This is a genomic window from Pseudomonas sp. MWU12-2319 (assembly GCF_023242525.1).
Classification (GTDB): Bacteria; Pseudomonadota; Gammaproteobacteria; order Pseudomonadales; family Pseudomonadaceae; genus Aquipseudomonas; species Aquipseudomonas gingeri_D.
Genome location: NZ_JALJES010000001.1, coordinates 587,487 through 606,094 on the forward strand (window position 1 = coordinate 587,487; position 18,608 = coordinate 606,094).

Here is an 18,608-nt window from a genome sequence, read left to right on the forward strand (position 1 = left end):
CAACCAGTTTAAACCGACAACTCAACCAACAGCTTGTTCAGACGGCGCACATAAGCCGCCGGATCCTTCAGGCTGTCACCGGCCGCCAGGGCCGCCTGGTCGAGGAGGATGTGCGACAGATCGCCAAAGCGGTCTTCGTCCGGCTCGCCATCGAGCTTCTCGATCAGCGGGTGCGTCGGGTTGAATTCGAAGATCGGCTTGGAGTCCGGCACCTTCTGCCCGCTCGCTTCGAGGATCTGGCGCATCTGCAAGCCCAGGTCCTGCTCACCGATGGCCAGGATCGCCGGGGAGTCGGTCAGGCGGTGGGAAACCCGCACTTCGCTGACAGCGTCGCCCAGGGCGGTCTTGATGCGCTCAACCAGGCCCTCTTTGGTCTTGGCGACTTCCTCGGCAGCCTTCTTGTCCTCTTCCGAGTCCAGGTTGCCCAGGTCCAGGTCACCGCGGGCCACGTCGACAAAGCTCTTGCCGTCGAACTCGTTGAGGTAGCTCATCAGCCACTCGTCGATACGGTCGGTCAGCAGCAGCACTTCGATGCCTTTCTTGCGGAAGACTTCCAGGTGCGGGCTGTTCTTGACCTGGGCGTAGGTTTCGCCGGTCAGGAAGTAGATCTTGTCCTGACCTTCCTTGGCGCGGGCCAGGTACTCGGCCAGGGACACCACTTGCTCGCCGTCGTCACCCAGGGTGGAGGCGAAACGCAGCAGGCCGGCAATTTTTTCCTTGTTGGCGAAATCTTCAGCCGGGCCTTCTTTCATCACCTGGCCGAAGTTTTTCCAGAAGCCCTTGTATTGCTCGGGCTCGTTCTTCGCCAGTTTTTCCAGCATGTCGAGGACACGCTTGGTCAGCGCCGACTTCATCGAGTCGATGATCGGGTCTTTCTGCAGGATTTCCCGCGACACGTTCAGGGACAGGTCGTTGGAGTCGACCACACCCTTGATGAAGCGCAGGTACAACGGCAGGAAGGACTCGGCCTGATCCATGACGAACACGCGCTGCACGTAGAGCTTGAGGCCTTTCGGCGCTTCACGCTGGTACAGGTCGAACGGGGCACGGGCCGGTACGTAGAGCAACGAGCTGTATTCCAGCTTGCCTTCGACCTTGTTGTGGCTCCAGCTCAGCGGGTTCTCGAAGTCATGGGCGATGTGCTTGTAGAACTCCTGGTATTCCGTATCCGTCACTTCAGTGCGTGGACGGGTCCACAGGGCACTGGCGCGGTTGACGGTTTCCCATTCCAGGGCAGGTTTCTCTTCGCCTTCGACAGCGGCCACTTCTTTCGGCAGCTCGATCGGCAAAGCGATATGGTCGGAGTACTTCTTGATGATATTACGCAGACGCCAGCCATCGGCGAACTCGTTCTCACCGGACTTCAGGTGCAGGACGATGCGGGTACCACGGTCGGCTTTCTCGACGGTGGCGACTTCGAACTCGCCCTCGCCCTTGGACGACCAGTGCACGCCTTCGCTGGCGGAAAGGCCGGCGCGACGGCTGAACACTTCAACCTGGTCGGCGACGATAAAGGCCGAATAGAAGCCCACGCCGAACTGACCGATCAGGTGCGAGTCCTTCTTCTGGTCGCCCGAGAGGTTCTTCATGAAATCGGCGGTGCCGGATTTGGCGATGGTCCCCAGGTGGGTGATCACATCGTCGCGGCTCATGCCGATACCGTTGTCTTCGAGGGTGACGGTGTTGGCGTCCTTGTCGAAGCTCACACGGATTTTCAGTTCCGCGCCACCTTCCAGCAACTCAGGCTTGGACAGGGCTTCGAAACGTAATTTGTCGACAGCGTCGGAGGCGTTGGAGATCAATTCGCGAAGGAAAATTTCCTTGTTGGAATACAGCGAATGGATCATGAGGTGCAGCAGTTGCTTCACCTCGGTCTGGAAGCCCAGGGTTTCCTTTTGAGTTTCCACACTCATGGTCATCAAACTCCAATTGGATGGCAGTGGCCGCCCCCGAAAGGGTTGGCGGCGGGTTGTCATCAAAGTTGGGGGCTATGACGGGGATTTCAAGTGCCCGGAAGTGTTTCCTCGATCTTGAAGTGAGCCCGGGCGGTGGCAATCGGCTCGGCCTCGCTGCTTTGCCAGGCCGTGATGGCGAGGTTCGCCACCCGCCGGCCCTGGCGACAGAGATCACATCGGGCGTAGGTGTCGCGATATTGCCCGGCGCGCAGATAGTCGACGGAAAAGTCGATGACCTTGGGCACCCCCGGCGAACCGGTAAACACCAGCAGGTGCAGGGCGGCGGCCAGTTCCATGAAACCGGCGATCACGCCACCGTGAATCGCCGGCAGCAACGGGTTGCCGATATTGTCCTTGTTTGCCGGCAGGCAGAACAACAGCTCGTCGCCCTGGCGTGAGCACTGGATACCGATCAGCTTGGCGTAGGGGATAAGCTCCAGCAATTGCCCGTAGTCGCCCTGCTGATGGGCTTGTTGCAACATTTTCTTGAAGTCGTTGCTCATGCCGCACCGCCGTTGAGCGAGCCGCTGAAGCTGTGGGCACCCTTGATGCCCTTGCCCATGCGCATGAAGGTGCCGACCACGTGGGCGATGGGTTGCTGGGGATCATCCTGATAGGCAAAACCGCGGGCGAAGATGATGTCGCGGGTCACCCGATAACATTCAGCGAATCCGTAGACGTCCTTGTGCGGCGCCGCCGGGTGCATGTAGTCGATGCGCAGGTCCAGGGTCGGACAGACCTCGAACTCGGGCAGGACACACAAGGTGGCCATGCCGCAGGCGGTGTCCATCAGGGTCGTCAGCACCCCGCCGTGGATCACCCCGGAGTTCGGGTCGCCGACGATCTCGGCGCTGTAGGGCAGGATCACAGTCAACCCCGTGGCATCGGCGCTGTGCAAGCGCAGCCCGAGGACCTGGCAGTGGCGGATGGCGCTGAGAAAGCGTGTGGCACGCTCGAAAATCGGGTTCTGGCTCATGAACTGATAGCTCTCATCCGGAGAAAAACGTCCATAAAAACGAAACATCAGGAAAAAGTTCCGCTCGGTCGGCACTTATATATCTTTTAAAATCAAGGAACTAATCCCTTGGGGCTGTGTTCTGAAGGCCAGTAGTCAGTGATATCCACACAGGAGCAACACCCCCATGCGTAAGACTTTAGCTATTGCCTTGATGTTGACCGCTACCCTCGGTCTCGCCGCCTGCGATAAAAAATCCGAGGACAAAGCTCAAGACGCCAACCAACACGCCCAGGAAGCTCAGAAGAGCATGAACGAAGCTCAGGATAAGGTGAACGAGGCCGCCAAGGAAAACGCCGAAGCTGCCAAAGCTCAGGCTGAATCCAACAAAGCGGCGGTTGAAGAGCAATCCAAGGAAGCCACCGGCTCCTGATTGCCCTGGAGGTTCTTGCAAGGACTCACCGGCAAAAACCTTCACGCAAAATAAAACCCGCCAAGTGCGGGTTTTATTTTGCTTGGAATCTGTAGAAGACTCTGGGGCCTCTTCGCGGCGGTGCGGCGTCCCGACAAGCCCTGCTCCTACAGTGTTGTGTCGTTCGCAAAATCGGTGGACGACGACGTACTGTAGGAGCAGGGCTTGCCCGCGAAGAGGCCAGCTTGGGCGACGCAGACCCCAAGACCGCAATCGCCAGCAAGGGAGCCGATCAGGCCAGGGCTTCGCTAGGCTTGCCGAGCAGGCGGTCGATCACCACCGCAATCGCCAGCATCACCACCGACGGCACCAGCCAGGCCAGGCCCTGCTCGCTCAACGGCAGGTGCGACAGCTGCGCCGGCATCCAGTCCGCCAGCCCGGCGCCCTTGAGGGCGTCGATCATGCCGAACAACAACGACACCAGCATCACCGGCCCGACGATCCGCCCCTGGGCATGCCAGAACGACTGGCAGAAGCTCAGGGCCACCAGGGCGATGCACGGCGGGTAGATCGCGGTCAGGACCGGGATCGAGAAGGCAATCAGCTTGGTCAGCCCCAGGTTCGACACCAGCAGCGAGAACGCCGCCAGGATGATCACCAGGCTCTTGTAGGACAGCGGCAGGACACGGCTGAAGTACTCGGCGCAGGCGCAGGTCAGGCCCACCGCCGTCACCAGGCACGCCAGGGAGATCAGCACCGCGAGGAAACCGCTGCCCAGGGAGCCGAAGGTATGTTGCACATAGGCGTGCAGCACCGCCGCGCCATTGCTGGCACCGGCCGCGATTTCATGGCTGCCCGAACCCAGGCGGAACAGGCTGATATACACCAGCGCCAGGCCGAGCCCGGCAATCAGCCCGGCAATGATCGCGTAGCGGGTGATCAGCCGGGGCGAATCGACACCGCGGGAACGGATGGCATTGACGATGACGATACCGAACACCAGGGCGCCGAGGGTATCCATGGTCAGGTAGCCATTGATGAAACCCTGGGAGAACGGAGCCGCGACATACTCGGGGGTGGCCGTGCCGATATCGCCGGCCGGCAAGGCAAAGGCCGCGATGCCCAGGGCCGCCAGGGCAATGATCTTCAGCGGTGCGAGGAAACGCCCGACGGTGTCCAGCAGGCGCCCGGGGTACAGGGAAATGAAGAACACCAGCAGGAAGTACACCGAGCTGTAGAGCAGCAGCGCCAGTGGGCTTTCACCGGTCAACGGCGCCAGGCCGACTTCGAAGGACACGGTGGCCGTGCGCGGGGTGGCGAACAGCGGGCCGACCGCCAGGTAGCAGGCCGCGGCCAACAAACCGCCGGCGACCTTGCCGATGGGGCTGCTCAGGGCATCCATGGCACCGCCGACCTTGGCCAGCGCGACCACGGTGATGACCGGCAGGCCGACCGCGGTAATCAGGAAGCCCAGCGCCGCCATCCAGACATGGGGTCCGGACTGCAAACCGACGATCGGGGGGAAGATGATGTTGCCGGCCCCGACGAACAGGGCGAAGGTCATAAAGCCAAGTGCCAGGATGTCCTGGCCTTTCAACACTTTCATTTCAGGAAATACCACACTGCTGAATCGGAATTTAGAGAGGGATTTCCCGTGGGGTGAGGGAAATGCTGTCGACCCGTATGGGGTTGACCCGTTTAGCGCGCGGCGGCCTTGTGGGCAGCGGACGCAAAGAGGCGGGCATCCTAGCAAACTCAGGTGCAAGGCGCACTATTTGAGGGCGATCATGTCCTGCAAGCGACATTTCCGGGTCGCGTTTTCATATGAAACCCAGAAAGCACAAAGGCCACCCGAAGGTGGCCTTTGCCGGTATTGCGTCAGCTAAGCGCGAGGCTTACTTGACCGCCCAACCGGTCAGCTCGGCCAGGGCCTTGCCGATGTCTGCCAGCGAACGCACGGTTTTCACACCGGCGTCTTGCAGGGCAGCGAACTTCTCGTCCGCAGTGCCCTTGCCGCCGGAGATGATTGCGCCCGCATGGCCCATGCGCTTGCCCGCAGGGGCAGTCACACCAGCGATGTAGGAAACAACCGGCTTGGTCACGTGGGCCTTGATGTAGGCCGCCGCTTCTTCTTCAGCCGAACCGCCGATCTCACCGATCATGACGATCGCTTCGGTCTTCGGGTCTTCCTGGAACAGCTTCAGGATGTCGATGAAGTTCGAGCCCGGGATCGGGTCACCGCCGATGCCGACGCAAGTCGACTGACCGAAACCGGCGTCAGTGGTCTGCTTCACAGCTTCGTAGGTCAGGGTGCCGGAACGGGAAACGATACCGACCTTGCCTGGCAAGTGAATGTGACCTGGCATGATGCCGATCTTGCATTCGCCTGGAGTGATCACGCCTGGGCAGTTAGGGCCGATCAGGATCACGCCCAGCTCGTCGCACTTGACCTTGGCGTCCAGCATGTCCAGGGTCGGAATGCCTTCGGTGATGCAGACGATCAGCTTGATGCCGCCGAATGCTGCTTCCAGGATCGAGTCCTTGCAGAAAGGAGCTGGAACGTAGATCACGCTGGCGGTGGCGCCAGTAGCGGCTACAGCGTCTTTCACGGTGTTGAACACGGGCAGGCCCAGGTGCTCGGTGCCGCCTTTGCCCGGAGTTACGCCACCAACCATCTTGGTGCCGTATTCGATGGCTTGCTGGGTGTGGAAGCTACCCTGCGAACCGGTGATACCCTGGCAGATAACCTTGGTGTCTTTATTGATCAGGACGCTCATTATTTGCCCTCCGCAGCTTTGACAACTTGTTGAGCAGCGTCGGTCAGGCTGGTAGCAGCGATGATGTTCAAACCGCTTTCTGCCAGTACTTTAGCGCCCAGCTCAGCGTTGTTGCCTTCAAGGCGAACAACAACCGGGATTTTCACGCCGACTTCTTTCACAGCGCCGATGATGCCTTCGGCAATCATGTCGCAGCGAACGATGCCGCCGAAGATGTTGACCAGTACGGCCGCGACGTTGGTGTCGGACAGAATGATCTTGAACGCTTCAGTTACGCGTTCCTTGGTTGCACCACCGCCCACGTCGAGGAAGTTGGCTGGTTTGCCGCCATGCAGGTTGACGATGTCCATGGTACCCATGGCCAGGCCGGCACCGTTGACCATGCAACCGATGTTGCCTTCCAGGGCTACGTAGTTCAGTTCGAACTTGGCAGCGTGCGCTTCGCGCGGATCGTCCTGGGACGGATCGTGGAAGGTTTTCAGCTTGGGCTGACGGTACATGGCGTTGGCGTCGATGTTGATCTTGGCATCGAGGCAATGCAGATCGCCGTCGGCCTTGATCACCAGCGGGTTCACTTCCAGAAGGGCCAGGTCGTGATCCTTGAACAGTTTGGCCAGACCAACGAAGATCTTGGCGAACTGAGTCACTTGCTTGCCTTCCAGACCCAGCTGGAATGCCAGCTCGCGACCCTGGAATGGCTGAGCGCCAACCAGTGGATCGATAGTGGCCTTGAGGATTTTCTCAGGGGTGTCGTGAGCGATTTTCTCGATGTCCACGCCACCTTCGGTGGAAGCCATGAACACGATGCGACGGCTCGAACGGTCAACGACAGCGCCCAGGTACAGCTCTTTAGCGATATCAGTGCACGATTCAACCAGGATCTTGGTGACAGGCTGGCCATTGGCATCAGTCTGATAGGTCACCAGACGCTTGCCCAGCCACTGCTGTGCGAAGGCTTTAGCGTCTTCTTTGCTGCGAACCAGCTTAACGCCGCCCGCTTTACCGCGACCACCAGCGTGGACCTGGGCTTTGACAACCCACTCGGTCCCACCGATCTTGTCGCAAGCTTCTGCTGCTGCTTCCGGGGTATCTACCGCAAAACCCTGGGATACTGGCAGGCCGTACTCAGCGAACAGCTGCTTACCCTGATACTCGTGAAGATTCATGCTTTTTACCGTCTTCGTTAGGTACTGCGCATTCGGTGCTGCACTGATTGCAGTGCCGCACCACCTGTGACTGCTGCTTGCGTCGTTTTCCGGTTGCCCGGCCCGACGACGCAAGACTGCGTCCAGCGGACGTTCCGCGGTGAGTCTTGCGCACAAGGCTCACGACGGGCAGACCGCCGTGGTTTCTTATTATCTACTCAGCGTTTTTTCTTGTTGGCAATGTGGATGGCGCCGCCATTCACTGCCAACGCCGCTTCGTGCAACGCTTCGGACAGGGTCGGATGGGAGAAAACCATCATGCCGATGTCTTCGGCGCTGGTGCCGAATTCCATACCGATCGCGCCTTGCTGTACCAGCTCGGCAGCGCTTGGGCCAATCACGTGGACGCCCAGGATGCGGTCGGTCTTGGCATCAGCGATGACCTTGACGAAACCGCCGGTATCGTTGGCTGCCATGGCACGGCCACTGGCGGCGAACGGGAAGGTGCCGATGTTAACTTCAACGCCTTCGGCTTTCAAAGCCTGTTCGGTTTTACCGACCCATGCAATTTCCGGGTGGGTGTAGATAACCGACGGGATCAGGTCGTAGTTCATCTGGGCTTTGTGGCCCTTGATGCGCTCGACAACCATGATGCCCTCTTCCGAGGCCTTGTGTGCCAGCATCATGCCGCGAACCACGTCACCGATGGCGTAGACGCCCGGCACGGTGGTGGCGCAGTGATCGTCAACGTGGACGAAACCGCGCTCGTCGAGGGTCACGCCGCAATCAGCCGACAGCAGGTCGGTGGTCACTGGGCGACGGCCAACGGCCACGATCAGTTTGTCGAAAGTAATGGTCTGTTCGCCTTCGGAGTTGGTGTAGGTCACCACCACTTCCTTGCCCTTGTTGACCTTGGAACCGGTCACGCGAGCGCCCAGCTTGATGTCCAGACCCTGTTTGGTCAGGGTTTTCAGCGCTTCCTTGGAGACGGCGGTGTCGGCAGCCATCAGGAAAGTATCCAGGGCTTCCAGCACGGTCACTTCAGAACCCAGACGGGACCAGACGGAACCCAGTTCCAGACCGATCACGCCCGCGCCGATCACGCCGAGGCGCTTCGGTACGGATTGGAATTCCAGGGCGCCGGTCGAATCGACGATCACGTTCTGGTCAACCGGGGCAGGTGGAATGTCGATCGGACGCGAACCTGGAGCCAGGATCACGTTCTCGGCTTCGATCACTTCAACCGTGCCATCAGGCTTGGTCACTTCGACTTTCTTGCCGGCCAGCAGCTTGCCGTGGCCTTCGATCGAAGTCACGCCATTGGCCTTGAACAGCATGGCCACGCCGCCGGTCAGGTTCTTCACGATACCGGCCTTGCGGCCAACCATCGCGGCGACGTCCATTTTCACGGCGCCGGTGGAGATACCGTGGATGGCGAACCCATCCTTGGCTTCATGGTACTTCCAGGAGCTGTCCAGCAGCGCCTTGGATGGAATGCAGCCAACGTTCAGGCAAGTACCGCCGAGGGCCAGCTTGCCCTCTTTATCCTGGTACTTCTCGATGCAGGCAGTCTTGAGACCAAGTTGCGCTGCCTTGATGGCGGCTACATAGCCGCCAGGGCCCGCGCCAATCACTACCACGTCGAATTTCTGAGTCATGTGTCATTCCTTATCGAATCAAACCGGACGGCCCCGCGTGGGGACCGTCGTGGGACGAAGCTGATCGTTCAAGCGGGCAAGGCGCCAGCGCCCTGCCCCCCTGGGCGCAATCAGATATCCAGCAGCAGACGAGCCGGGTCTTCCAGCAGGTTCTTGATAGTCACCAGGAAAGACACCGCTTCCTTACCGTCGATCAGGCGGTGATCGTAGGACAGCGCCAGGTACATCATCGGCAGGATCACCACTTCACCCTTGACCGCCATCGGGCGCTCGTTGATGTTGTGCATGCCCAGGATGGCGGCTTGTGGCGGGTTGACGATCGGCGTCGACAGCAGGGAACCGAATGTACCACCGTTGGTGATGGTGAACGTACCACCGGTCATCTCGTCGATGGACAGCTTGCCGTCACGGGCTTTCTTGCCGTAGGTGGCGATGCCGTTTTCGATCTCGGCCAGGCTCATCAGCTCGGCGTTGCGCAGGACCGGGACCACCAGGCCACGATCGCTGGACACCGCGACACCCACGTCGGAGTAGCCGTGGTAGACGATATCGGCGCCGTCGATGGAAGCGTTGACTGCCGGGAAGCGTTTCAGCGCTTCGGTGGCCGCTTTCACGAAGAACGACATGAAGCCCAGGCGTACGCCGTTGTGGGTCTTCTCGAACAGGTCCTTGTACTTCGAACGCAGGTCCATGATCGGCTTCATGTTCACTTCGTTGAACGTGGTCAGCATCGCCATGTTCGACTGTGCTTCAACCAGGCGCTTGGCCACGGTGGCGCGAACGCGGGTCATCGGCACACGCTTCTCGACGCGATCGCCGGCAGCGAACACCGGGGCGGCGGCCGCTGGAGCGGCAGCCTTGGCTGGAGCGGCAGCAGGCGCGGCTTTCTTGGCGGCAACAGCAGCCACCACGTCTTCCTTGGTCACACGACCGCCCTTGCCGGTGCCGGCAACGGAAGCGATGTTGATGCCGTTTTCTTCAGCCAGCTTGCGCGCGGCCGGTGCGGCCACCGGATCGTCTTCGCCAGCGGCGGCCGGAGCAGCGGCCTGGGCAGCCGCAGGAGCAGCGGCGGCGGCAGGAGCGGCAGCAGCAGCGCCGCCTTCAACGATGGAGCCCAGGACTTCGTCGGACAGAACGGTATCGCCTTCGTTCTTGACGATAGCGCCCAGCACGCCGTCGGCGGTTGCGAGTACTTCCAAGACCACTTTGTCGGTTTCGATGTCGACGATCAGGTCGTCACGCTTGACAGCTTCGCCCGGTTTTTTGTGCCAGGTGGCAACGGTGCCATCGGCAACCGATTCCGGGAAAGTGGGGGCTTTGATCTCGATAGCCATTATCTGTGGTTCCTTAAATTCGGTTTCAGGTGCGCGAAGGCGTTAAACAGTAAAGGCATCTTGCAGCAGTTTTTCCTGCTGCTCAGCGTGCATCGATGCATAACCACAAGCCGGTGCGGCAGAGGCGTCACGGCCGGCGTACTCAAGTACCAGCGACTTGTTGTGTCCGCCAACGATGCGACGCATGTGATGCTGACTGCTGTACCAGGCGCCCTGGTTCATCGGCTCTTCCTGACACCAGACGATGTGCTTGAGGTGTTTGTACGGCGCCAGGATTTCGATCAGGTCGTCTTCCGGGAACGGATACAGTTGCTCGATACGCACCACAGCGATGTCGTCACGGCCTTCGGCACGGCGTTTTTCCAGCAGGTCGTAGTAGACCTTGCCGCTGCACAGAATCAGACGGCTGACCTTTTTCGGGTCGAGAGCGTCGATTTCCGGGATAACGGTCTGGAACGAACCTTCGGCCAGATCTTCCAGCGTGGAGATTGCCAGCTTGTGACGCAGCAGCGACTTCGGCGTCAGCACGATCAGCGGCTTGCGCAGCGGACGGATGACCTGACGACGCAGCAGGTGGTAGATCTGTGCCGGGGTAGTCGGCACGCAGACCTGGACGTTGTGCTCGGCGCACAGCTGCAGGTAGCGTTCCAGACGGGCCGAGGAGTGCTCCGGACCCTGGCCTTCATAACCGTGCGGCAGCAGCATGGTCAGACCGCACAGACGGCCCCACTTGTGCTCGCCACTGGTGATGAACTGGTCGACAACCACCTGGGCACCGTTGGCGAAGTCGCCGAACTGGGCTTCCCAGATCACCAGCGCCTCAGGCGTGGTGGTCGAGTAACCGTATTCGAACGCCAGCACGGCTTCTTCCGACAGGAACGAGTCGTACAGGTCGAAGCGTGGCTGACCTTCGTACAGGTTCTGCAGCGGAATGTAGGTGCCCGCGTCTTTCTGGTTGTGCAGCACGGCATGACGGTGCGAGAACGTACCGCGGCCGATGTCCTGGCCGGTCATGCGGATCGGGTGACCTTCGAACGCCAGGGTCGCGTACGCCATGGTTTCGGCGTAACCCCAGTTGATCGGCAGGCCGCCGGCTTGCATCTTCTGACGGTCTTCGTAGATCTTCGCGACCTGGCGCTGGACCACGAAGCCTTCCGGAATTTCCAGCAGCTTGGCGGACAGTTCCTGCAAGGTCTTCAGATCGAAGCGGGTGTCGTGACGTGCGGTCCACGCGTGACCCAGGTACGGGCGCCAGTCGACGAACAACTCCTTGTTCGGTTCCTTGACCAGGCTTTTTACCACGTGCAGACCGTTGTCCAGGGCGTTGCGGTACTCGTCGATCTTCGCCTGGACACGCTCTTCGTCCAGCACCTTGGCCTGAACCAAGCGCTCGGCGTACAGCTCACGGGTGGTGCGCTGCTTGGTGATCTGCTGATACATCAACGGCTGGGTGCCGCTAGGCTCATCCGCTTCGTTGTGACCACGACGACGGTAGCAGACCAGATCGATCACCACGTCGCGCTTGTACTGCATGCGGTAGTCGATGGCCAGCTGGGTCACGAACAGGACGGCTTCCGGATCATCGCCATTCACATGGAGGATCGGCGCCTGGATCATCTTCGCAACGTCGGTGGCGTACTCGGTGGAACGCGAGTCCAGCGGGTTGCTGATGGTGAAACCGACCTGGTTGTTGATCACGATGTGCACGGTGCCGCCGGTCTTGAAACCGCGGGTCTGCGACATCTGGAAGGTTTCCATGACCACGCCTTGACCGGCGAACGCCGCGTCACCGTGGAGGGAAATCGGCAGAACCTTGTCACCGGCCGCATCGTTGCGACGGTCCTGACGGGCGCGAACCGAACCTTCGACCACCGGGGAAACGATTTCCAGGTGGGACGGGTTGAACGCCATGGCCAGGTGAACTTCACCGCCGGTGGTCATCACGTTGGACGAGAAGCCCTGGTGGTATTTCACGTCACCGGAACCCAGCTCGACCTTCTTCTTGCCTTCGAACTCGTCGAACAGCTCGCGCGGGTTCTTGCCGAAGGTGTTGACCAGCACGTTCAGACGGCCACGGTGGGCCATGCCGATGACGATTTCCTTGGTGCCGTAGGAACCGGAACGCTGGATCAGCTCGTCGAGCATCGGAATCAGGCTCTCGCCGCCTTCCAGACCGAAACGCTTGGTGCCCGGATACTTGGTGCCCAGGTACTTTTCCAGGCCTTCGGCAGCGGTGACGCGCTCAAGCAGGTGGCTCTTGATTTCCGCGGAGAAGATCGGACGGCCGCGCACGCTTTCCAGACGCTGCTGGAACCAGTGGCGTTGCTCGGTATCGACGATGTGCGTGAATTCAGCGCCGATGGTGCGGCAATATGTCTGCTGCAACGCTTCGTGAATTTCGCGTAGGCTCGCTTCCTCTTTGCCGATGAACAGGTCGCCGGCACGGAAGGTCGTATCAAGATCGGCATTGGTCAAGCCGTAATGATTGATCGACAGGTCTGCGGGTGCAGGACGCTGCCACAGTCCCAGCGGGTCGAGCTGGGCTGCCTGGTGGCCACGCATCCTGTAGGCCTGGATCAATCGCAGCACTTCAACCTGCTTCTTCTCGTGCTCACTGCTCACGCTGCCGGCGGAAACCGGTTGGGCGCGGCGCTGGTTCTTTGCCAGCAAGACGAAATGGTCGCGGATTGTCGAGTGCGAAACATCGGTGGCAGCGTTGCCGTCAGCGGGCAACGTCTGAAATTTGGTGCGCCACTCTTCTGGCACAGCGTTAGGGTCGTGCAGGTAGAGCTCGTAGAGCTCTTCCACATAGGCAGCGTTACCACCTGAAAGATAGCCGCTGTTCCACATGCGCTGCATCACGCTTTCTTGCATGCTTGGTCACCCTCGGTTAGGGGACACCACCGGCGAAAACACCACGCACGCTTGCAACAGTCCGAATGCCGAGACCAGAACAAGCCACTTGGGATCACGCTGATAGTCCGGGTACCAGCCCGGATGCCCCTGCTGGTCTCATTTCTTCAAAAATAAGAGCCACAGCTTTATGAGCCGTTGCTCTGGTTATAGCCGGGGCGCGGGTTGAAGCCCGCGCCCTGGCCTTTCTACGGTTACAGCGGTGCCACTATTTACAACTGCCGTTTTACAACAGCCAGGTTACAGCCGCTGAATCACACGCCGCTTTGCAGCAACATGTTACGGATGTGACCGATGGCCTTGGTCGGATTCAGGCCTTTCGGACAGACGTTGACGCAGTTCATGATCCCGCGGCAGCGGAATACGCTGAACGGGTCATCCAGCGAAGCCAGACGCTCGGTGGTCTTGGTGTCGCGGCTGTCTGCCAGGAAGCGGTACGCTTGCAGCAGGGCGGCCGGGCCCAGGAACTTGTCGGGGTTCCACCAGAAGGACGGGCAGGAAGTCGAGCAGCAAGCGCACAGGATGCACTCGTACAGACCGTCCAGCTTCTCGCGCTCTTCCGGCGTCTGCAGACGTTCGATGGCCGGAGCCGGCGTGTCGTTCTGCAGGAATGGCTTCACCTTCTCGTATTGCTTGTAGAAGATGCTCATATCGACGACCAAGTCACGGATCACCGGCAAACCAGGCAGTGGACGCACCACCAGCTTGTTGCCCTTGACCACGGCGGACAGCGGCGTGATGCACGCCAGGCCGTTCTTGCCGTTGATATTCATGCCGTCGGAACCGCACACGCCTTCACGGCACGAGCGACGATAGGAGAAACCTTCGTCCTGTTCCTTGATCAGGGCCAGTACGTCCAGCACCATCAAGTCCTTGCCACCGGTGTCGACCTGGAAAACCTGGGTTTTCGGCGCGGCGTCGGTGTCAGGGTTGTAACGATAAACTTCGACTTGCAACATATCGATCACCCTTTAGTAAGTCCGGACTTTTGGTTCGAAAGTCGGAACGGTCTTCGGCGAGAAGTTAACGGCACGCTTGGTCACACGCTTCTCACCCGGGAAGAACAGGGTATGGCACAGCCAGTTTTCGTCGTCGCGCTCTTCAAAGTCTTCACGGGCGTGGGCGCCGCGGGACTCTTTGCGATGCTCAGCGGCAATCGCCGTGGCTTCGGCCACTTCCAGCAGGTTTTGCAGCTCGAGGGCTTCGATACGCGCGGTGTTGAAGGCCTGGGACTTGTCGTTGATCTTGACGTTGGCAATACGAGTGCGCAGGTCAGCCAACTGGGCGATGCCCTTCTGCATGTATTCGCCGGTACGGAATACACCGAAGTAGTTCTGCATGCAGCTTTGCAGCTCGCGACGCAGAGTCGCCACGTCTTCGCCGTCGGTACGCTCGTTCAGAGCGGACAGACGCGCCAGTGCCGCCGTGATGTTGGCGTCGGTGGCGTCGTCGTAGTCGATACCGTCGGTCAGGGCTTTTTCCAGGTGCAGGCCGGCCGCACGGCCGAAGACCACCAGGTCGAGCAGCGAGTTGCCGCCCAGGCGGTTGGCACCGTGAACCGATACGCACGCCACTTCACCGACCGCGAACAGGCCCGGGATGATGGTGTCGACGCCTTCGGCGTCCTGGGTGATCGCCTGGCCATGGATGTTGGTGGCAACGCCGCCCATCATGTAGTGGCAGGTTGGAACGACCGGAACCGGGGCAACGACCGGGTCGACGTGGGCGAAGGTCTTGGACAGTTCGCAGATACCTGGCAGGCGGCTGTGCAGCACTTCCTCGCCGAGGTGGTCGAGCTTGAGCAGCACGTGGTCGCCATTCGGGCCACAGCCGTTGCCGGCGATGATTTCCTTGACCATCGAACGTGCTACCACGTCACGACCGGCCAGGTCTTTCGCGTTCGGAGCATAACGCTCCATGAAACGCTCGCCGTGCTTGTTGATCAGGTAACCGCCTTCACCGCGGCAACCTTCGGTGACCAGTACACCGGCGCCGGCGATGCCGGTCGGGTGGAACTGCCACATTTCGATATCTTGTACCGGCACGCCAGCACGCAGGGCCATGCCGACGCCGTCACCGGTGTTGATCAGGGCATTGGTGGTAGACGAGTAGATACGACCGGCACCGCCGGTGGCCAGGACGGTGGCCTTGGCGCGGATGTAGCTGGTTTCGCCGGTTTCGATGCAGATCGCGATCACACCGACAAACGCGCCGTCCTGGTTCTTCACCAGATCGACAGCGTAGTACTCGTTCAGGAACACGGTCCCGGCTTTCAGGTTGCCCTGATAAAGGGTGTGCAGCAGCGCGTGACCGGTACGGTCGGAAGCGGCGCAAGTCCGTGCGGCCTGACCGCCTTTACCGTAATCCTTCGACTGACCGCCGAATGGACGCTGGTAGATACGACCCTGCTCGGTACGCGAGAACGGCATGCCCATGTGGTCCAGCTCGTAAACGGCAGCCGGGCCTTCCTGACACATGTATTCGATAGCGTCCTGGTCACCGATATAGTCGGAACCCTTGACGGTATCGTACATGTGCCAGCGCCAGTCATCGTTCGGGTCGGCGGACGCGATGGCGCAGGTGATGCCACCCTGGGCCGATACGGTGTGCGAACGGGTCGGGAACACCTTGGTGATCACGGCCGTCTTGTGACCACCCTGGGCCAGTTGCAGCGCGGCACGCATGCCCGCACCGCCGCCGCCAATGATGATGGCGTCGAAAGAAATCGTTGGAATGTTAGCCATGAATCAGATACCCCAGAGAATCTGCACACCCCAGACGAAGTAGGCGAACATCGCAACGCCGCATACTGCCTGGAAAAGGAAACGCACTGCTGTCGCGGACTTGCCCAGCGCCATCGGCGTCAGGTAGTCGGTCGAAATGGTCCACATGCCGACCCAGGCGTGAGCGCCCAGGGCCACCAGGGCCAACAGACTGAAGATGCGCATCCCGTTGTGGGCGAACAGCCCGTGCCACTGGGCGTAGCCCAGGCCCGGATTCGCAACGACGTATCCGATCAGGAAGATGAAGTAAGCCGCGAGAACGACAGCAGATACGCGCTGCGCCATCCAGTCGTAGAGGCCCGAACGCGATAGGTTCGTAACGCTGGTTACCATATCCAAACTCCCGCCAGAACGATCAGCACCACGGAAATGGCGATGACGATTTTAGAGCCCAGTTTGCCGCCTTCCAGCGTTTCACCGATGCCCATATCCATGATCAGATGGCGCACACCAGCCACCATGTGATACAGCAAGGCGGACAGAAGCCCCCATCCAATGAACTTGGCCAGCGGGCTGGTCAAGCACGCCTTCACCTCGGCGAAACCTTCCTCCGAACCCAGGGATTTGCCCAATGCATACAGCATGAAGCCAAGGCCCAGGAAGAGAATGATGCCGGATACACGGTGAAGAAACGACGTAACGCCGGTTATGGGGAGTTTGATGGTCCTTAGGTCTAGGTTTACAGGTCGTTGGCTTTTCACGGCTTTTTTTTCACTGATGAGCCCTAACGATCAGGGCAAAGTTGTTGGGCAAGTGCACTGGTCAGGTACCCACCACCCAGGGAGTGACGACCCCCAGTAAAACAGGCCCAAAAGCCCCTGGCGGTCGGGTGCCGAGTATAGACAGTTAGGCTACTAATGACAACGCAAAGGACTACCCCTAATAGCGCATTGCGTTAGCCGGATAAAAGGCGTAAATAGCCGTCAATTTCGAGGAAAAGGTCCGCCCAAAGCCGCCTACGACAAGACTTTTGGCAAATTGACATTCGAATTTATCTCACTATAGTGGTGCGGGCCCTGCGTGGGGGGCCTGTCTGATGATTTCAAGCATAAATAGGAGGCCACATGGCTGACAAAAAAGCGCAGTTGATCATCGAGGGCGCAGCCCCCGTCGAGCTGCCCATTTTAACCGGCACCGTTGGTCCCGATGTAATCGACGTGCGGGGCCTGACGGCCACGGGCCGGTTCACATTCGACCCTGGCTTCATGTCGACCGCTTCCTGCGAGTCGAAGATCACCTATATCGACGGCGATAACGGCATCCTGCTGCACCGCGGCTACCCGATCGAGCAACTCGCCGAGAAATCCGACTACCTGGAAACCTGCTACCTGCTGCTCAACGGCGAACTGCCGACAGTCGAGCAGAAGGCCCAGTTCGTCAGCACCGTGAAGAATCACACCATGGTGCACGAGCAGTTGAAGACCTTCTTCAACGGTTTCCGTCGCGACGCCCACCCGATGGCCGTGATGTGCGGCGTGGTTGGTGCCCTGTCGGCCTTCTACCACGACTCGCTGGACATCAATAACGCCCAGCACCGCGAGATTTCCGCCATTCGCCTGGTCGCCAAGATGCCGACCCTGGCCGCGATGGTGTACAAGTACTCCATGGGTCAACCCATGATGTACCCGCGCAACGACCTGTCGTACGCGGAAAACTTCCTGCACATGATGTTCAACACCCCGTGCGAGATCAAACCGATCAGCCCGGTGCTCGCCAAGGCCATGGACCGGATCTTCATCCTCCATGCCGACCACGAGCAGAACGCTTCGACCTCCACCGTGCGCCTGGCGGGCTCTTCGGGTGCCAACCCGTTCGCCTGTATCGCCGCCGGTATCGCCGCACTCTGGGGTCCTGCCCACGGCGGCGCGAACGAAGCGGTCCTGACCATGCTCGATGAAATCGGCGATGTCTCGAACATCGACAAGTTCATCGCCAAGGCCAAGGACAAGAACGATCCGTTCAAGCTGATGGGCTTCGGTCACCGGGTCTACAAGAACCGCGACCCACGTGCCACCGTGATGAAGCAGACCTGCGACGAAGTCCTGAAAGAGCTGGGCATCAACAACGATCCGCAGCTGGAACTGGCCATGCGTCTCGAAGAGATCGCCCTGACCGACCCGTACTTCATCGAGCGTTCGCTGTACCCGAACGTCGACTTCTACTCGGGGATCATCCTCAAGGCGATCGGCATTCCAACCAGCATGTTCACCGTGATCTTCGCCCTGGCGCGGACCGTGGGCTGGATCTCCCACTGGAAGGAAATGCTCTCCAGCCCGTACAAGATTGGCCGTCCGCGCCAGCTGTACACCGGCTACGAGTCGCGTGACATCACCAAGCTGGAAGACCGCAAGTAACCCCTGTCTTGCAATAGCGTCTTAGCGACAACGGAAACGGCCTCTTGATAGAGGCCGTTTCTGTTTGTGGCGCCCTGCCGGGTCCTGCGGCGCTTGTCAGGACGCCTTCGCGGGCAAGCTCCGCTCCCACAGGACAGGGGCCAGACATAGGCATTGAGTCAGCCCCTCCTCCATAAGATGGCGCGTGCACCGCGAACCTCCGGTCAGGCACAGAACAATTGTGGGAGCGGAGCTTGCCCGCGAAGAGGCCCTGTCAGACAACACAAAGCTCAATGCCCCACCACCGGCAAACCAGCACAGTGACCGCCCAACAAAAATGCCC

15 protein-coding genes are annotated in these 18,608 nt (G+C 60.1%); 2 read left to right on the plus strand and 13 right to left on the minus strand.

What is annotated here, in order from left to right:
* Positions 1-8 precede the first annotated feature (8 nt).
* The 3 genes from htpG to M5C01_RS02515 all read right to left on the minus strand — a co-directional run bounded on the left by htpG (position 9) and on the right by M5C01_RS02515 (position 2,931).
* Positions 9-1,913, minus strand: coding sequence for a molecular chaperone HtpG (htpG, locus tag M5C01_RS02505; protein WP_103498784.1), 1,905 nt, complete (start codon positions 1,911-1,913; stop codon positions 9-11).
* Between the two features lie 89 nt (positions 1,914-2,002).
* Positions 2,003-2,458, minus strand: a complete 456-nt coding sequence (locus M5C01_RS02510) for a PaaI family thioesterase (RefSeq protein WP_152737182.1) — start codon at positions 2,456-2,458, stop codon at positions 2,003-2,005.
* Positions 2,455-2,931, minus strand: coding sequence for a PaaI family thioesterase (locus tag M5C01_RS02515; protein ID WP_103498783.1), 477 nt, complete (start codon positions 2,929-2,931; stop codon positions 2,455-2,457). The genes M5C01_RS02510 and M5C01_RS02515 overlap by 4 nt, the downstream gene beginning before the upstream one ends.
* A gap of 166 nt (positions 2,932-3,097) precedes the next feature.
* Between M5C01_RS02515 and M5C01_RS02520 the strand changes: the two genes are divergently transcribed.
* A complete protein-coding gene (locus tag M5C01_RS02520; RefSeq protein ID WP_152737183.1) occupies positions 3,098-3,343 on the plus strand; it encodes a hypothetical protein in 246 nt (81 codons plus the stop codon).
* A 271-nt stretch (positions 3,344-3,614) separates the two neighbouring features.
* Here M5C01_RS02520 and brnQ read toward each other — a convergent pair whose 3' ends face one another.
* The 10 genes from brnQ to sdhC all read right to left on the minus strand — a co-directional run bounded on the left by brnQ (position 3,615) and on the right by sdhC (position 16,633).
* Positions 3,615-4,928, minus strand: a complete 1,314-nt coding sequence (gene brnQ, locus M5C01_RS02525; protein ID WP_152737184.1) for a branched-chain amino acid transport system II carrier protein — start codon at positions 4,926-4,928, stop codon at positions 3,615-3,617.
* Between the two features lie 289 nt (positions 4,929-5,217).
* Entirely contained in the window at positions 5,218-6,099 is an 882-nt protein-coding gene (gene sucD / locus M5C01_RS02530) for a succinate--CoA ligase subunit alpha (RefSeq protein WP_019692317.1), read from the minus strand.
* Positions 6,099-7,265, minus strand: coding sequence for an ADP-forming succinate--CoA ligase subunit beta (gene sucC / locus M5C01_RS02535; RefSeq protein ID WP_103498765.1), 1,167 nt, complete (start codon positions 7,263-7,265; stop codon positions 6,099-6,101). Before sucC ends, sucD begins: the two co-directional genes overlap by 1 nt.
* 197 nt (positions 7,266-7,462) lie before the next feature.
* A complete protein-coding gene (gene lpdA / locus M5C01_RS02540; RefSeq protein ID WP_103498764.1) occupies positions 7,463-8,902 on the minus strand; it encodes a dihydrolipoyl dehydrogenase in 1,440 nt (479 codons plus the stop codon).
* 110 nt (positions 8,903-9,012) lie between these two features.
* Positions 9,013-10,236, minus strand: a complete 1,224-nt coding sequence (odhB, locus tag M5C01_RS02545) for a 2-oxoglutarate dehydrogenase complex dihydrolipoyllysine-residue succinyltransferase (RefSeq protein WP_100940870.1) — start codon at positions 10,234-10,236, stop codon at positions 9,013-9,015.
* A 42-nt stretch (positions 10,237-10,278) separates the two neighbouring features.
* A complete protein-coding gene (locus tag M5C01_RS02550) occupies positions 10,279-13,110 on the minus strand; it encodes a 2-oxoglutarate dehydrogenase E1 component (protein WP_103498763.1) in 2,832 nt (943 codons plus the stop codon).
* 293 nt (positions 13,111-13,403) lie between these two features.
* Complete coding sequence (locus M5C01_RS02555; protein ID WP_100940979.1) at positions 13,404-14,108, minus strand: succinate dehydrogenase iron-sulfur subunit; 705 nt, start codon at positions 14,106-14,108, stop codon at positions 13,404-13,406.
* Positions 14,109-14,120: 12 nt separating this feature from the next.
* On the minus strand, positions 14,121-15,893 hold the full coding sequence (gene sdhA / locus M5C01_RS02560; RefSeq protein WP_100940872.1) for a succinate dehydrogenase flavoprotein subunit: 1,773 nt from the start codon (positions 15,891-15,893) through the stop codon (positions 14,121-14,123).
* A 3-nt stretch (positions 15,894-15,896) separates the two neighbouring features.
* On the minus strand, positions 15,897-16,265 hold the full coding sequence (sdhD, locus tag M5C01_RS02565; RefSeq protein ID WP_103498762.1) for a succinate dehydrogenase, hydrophobic membrane anchor protein: 369 nt from the start codon (positions 16,263-16,265) through the stop codon (positions 15,897-15,899).
* Positions 16,259-16,633, minus strand: coding sequence for a succinate dehydrogenase, cytochrome b556 subunit (gene sdhC / locus M5C01_RS02570; RefSeq protein WP_103498761.1), 375 nt, complete (start codon positions 16,631-16,633; stop codon positions 16,259-16,261). The genes sdhD and sdhC overlap by 7 nt, the downstream gene beginning before the upstream one ends.
* Positions 16,634-16,996: 363 nt before the next feature.
* Between sdhC and gltA the strand changes: the two genes are divergently transcribed.
* The gene (gene gltA, locus M5C01_RS02575) at positions 16,997-18,286 is read left to right on the plus strand and encodes a citrate synthase (RefSeq protein WP_103498760.1); all 1,290 of its coding nucleotides are present in this window, start codon (positions 16,997-16,999) and stop codon (positions 18,284-18,286) included.
* Positions 18,287-18,608 lie beyond the last annotated feature (322 nt).

What these genes read in the sequence shown, in the direction of transcription:
- htpG (WP_103498784.1), bottom strand. Translation starts at nt 1,913, where the DNA reads ATGAGTGTGGAAACTCAAAAGGAAACCCTGGGCTTCCAGACCGAGGTG.
- M5C01_RS02510 (WP_152737182.1), bottom strand. Translation starts at nt 2,458, where the DNA reads ATGAGCAACGACTTCAAGAAAATGTTGCAACAAGCCCATCAGCAGGGC.
- M5C01_RS02515 (WP_103498783.1), bottom strand. Translation starts at nt 2,931, where the DNA reads ATGAGCCAGAACCCGATTTTCGAGCGTGCCACACGCTTTCTCAGCGCC.
- M5C01_RS02520 (WP_152737183.1), top strand. Translation starts at nt 3,098, where the DNA reads ATGCGTAAGACTTTAGCTATTGCCTTGATGTTGACCGCTACCCTCGGT.
- brnQ (WP_152737184.1), bottom strand. Translation starts at nt 4,928, where the DNA reads ATGAAAGTGTTGAAAGGCCAGGACATCCTGGCACTTGGCTTTATGACC.
- sucD (WP_019692317.1), bottom strand. Translation starts at nt 6,099, where the DNA reads ATGAGCGTCCTGATCAATAAAGACACCAAGGTTATCTGCCAGGGTATC.
- sucC (WP_103498765.1), bottom strand. Translation starts at nt 7,265, where the DNA reads ATGAATCTTCACGAGTATCAGGGTAAGCAGCTGTTCGCTGAGTACGGC.
- lpdA (WP_103498764.1), bottom strand. Translation starts at nt 8,902, where the DNA reads ATGACTCAGAAATTCGACGTGGTAGTGATTGGCGCGGGCCCTGGCGGC.
- odhB (WP_100940870.1), bottom strand. Translation starts at nt 10,236, where the DNA reads ATGGCTATCGAGATCAAAGCCCCCACTTTCCCGGAATCGGTTGCCGAT.
- M5C01_RS02550 (WP_103498763.1), bottom strand. Translation starts at nt 13,110, where the DNA reads ATGCAAGAAAGCGTGATGCAGCGCATGTGGAACAGCGGCTATCTTTCA.
- M5C01_RS02555 (WP_100940979.1), bottom strand. Translation starts at nt 14,108, where the DNA reads ATGTTGCAAGTCGAAGTTTATCGTTACAACCCTGACACCGACGCCGCG.
- sdhA (WP_100940872.1), bottom strand. Translation starts at nt 15,893, where the DNA reads ATGGCTAACATTCCAACGATTTCTTTCGACGCCATCATCATTGGCGGC.
- sdhD (WP_103498762.1), bottom strand. Translation starts at nt 16,265, where the DNA reads ATGGTAACCAGCGTTACGAACCTATCGCGTTCGGGCCTCTACGACTGG.
- gltA (WP_103498760.1), top strand. Translation starts at nt 16,997, where the DNA reads ATGGCTGACAAAAAAGCGCAGTTGATCATCGAGGGCGCAGCCCCCGTC.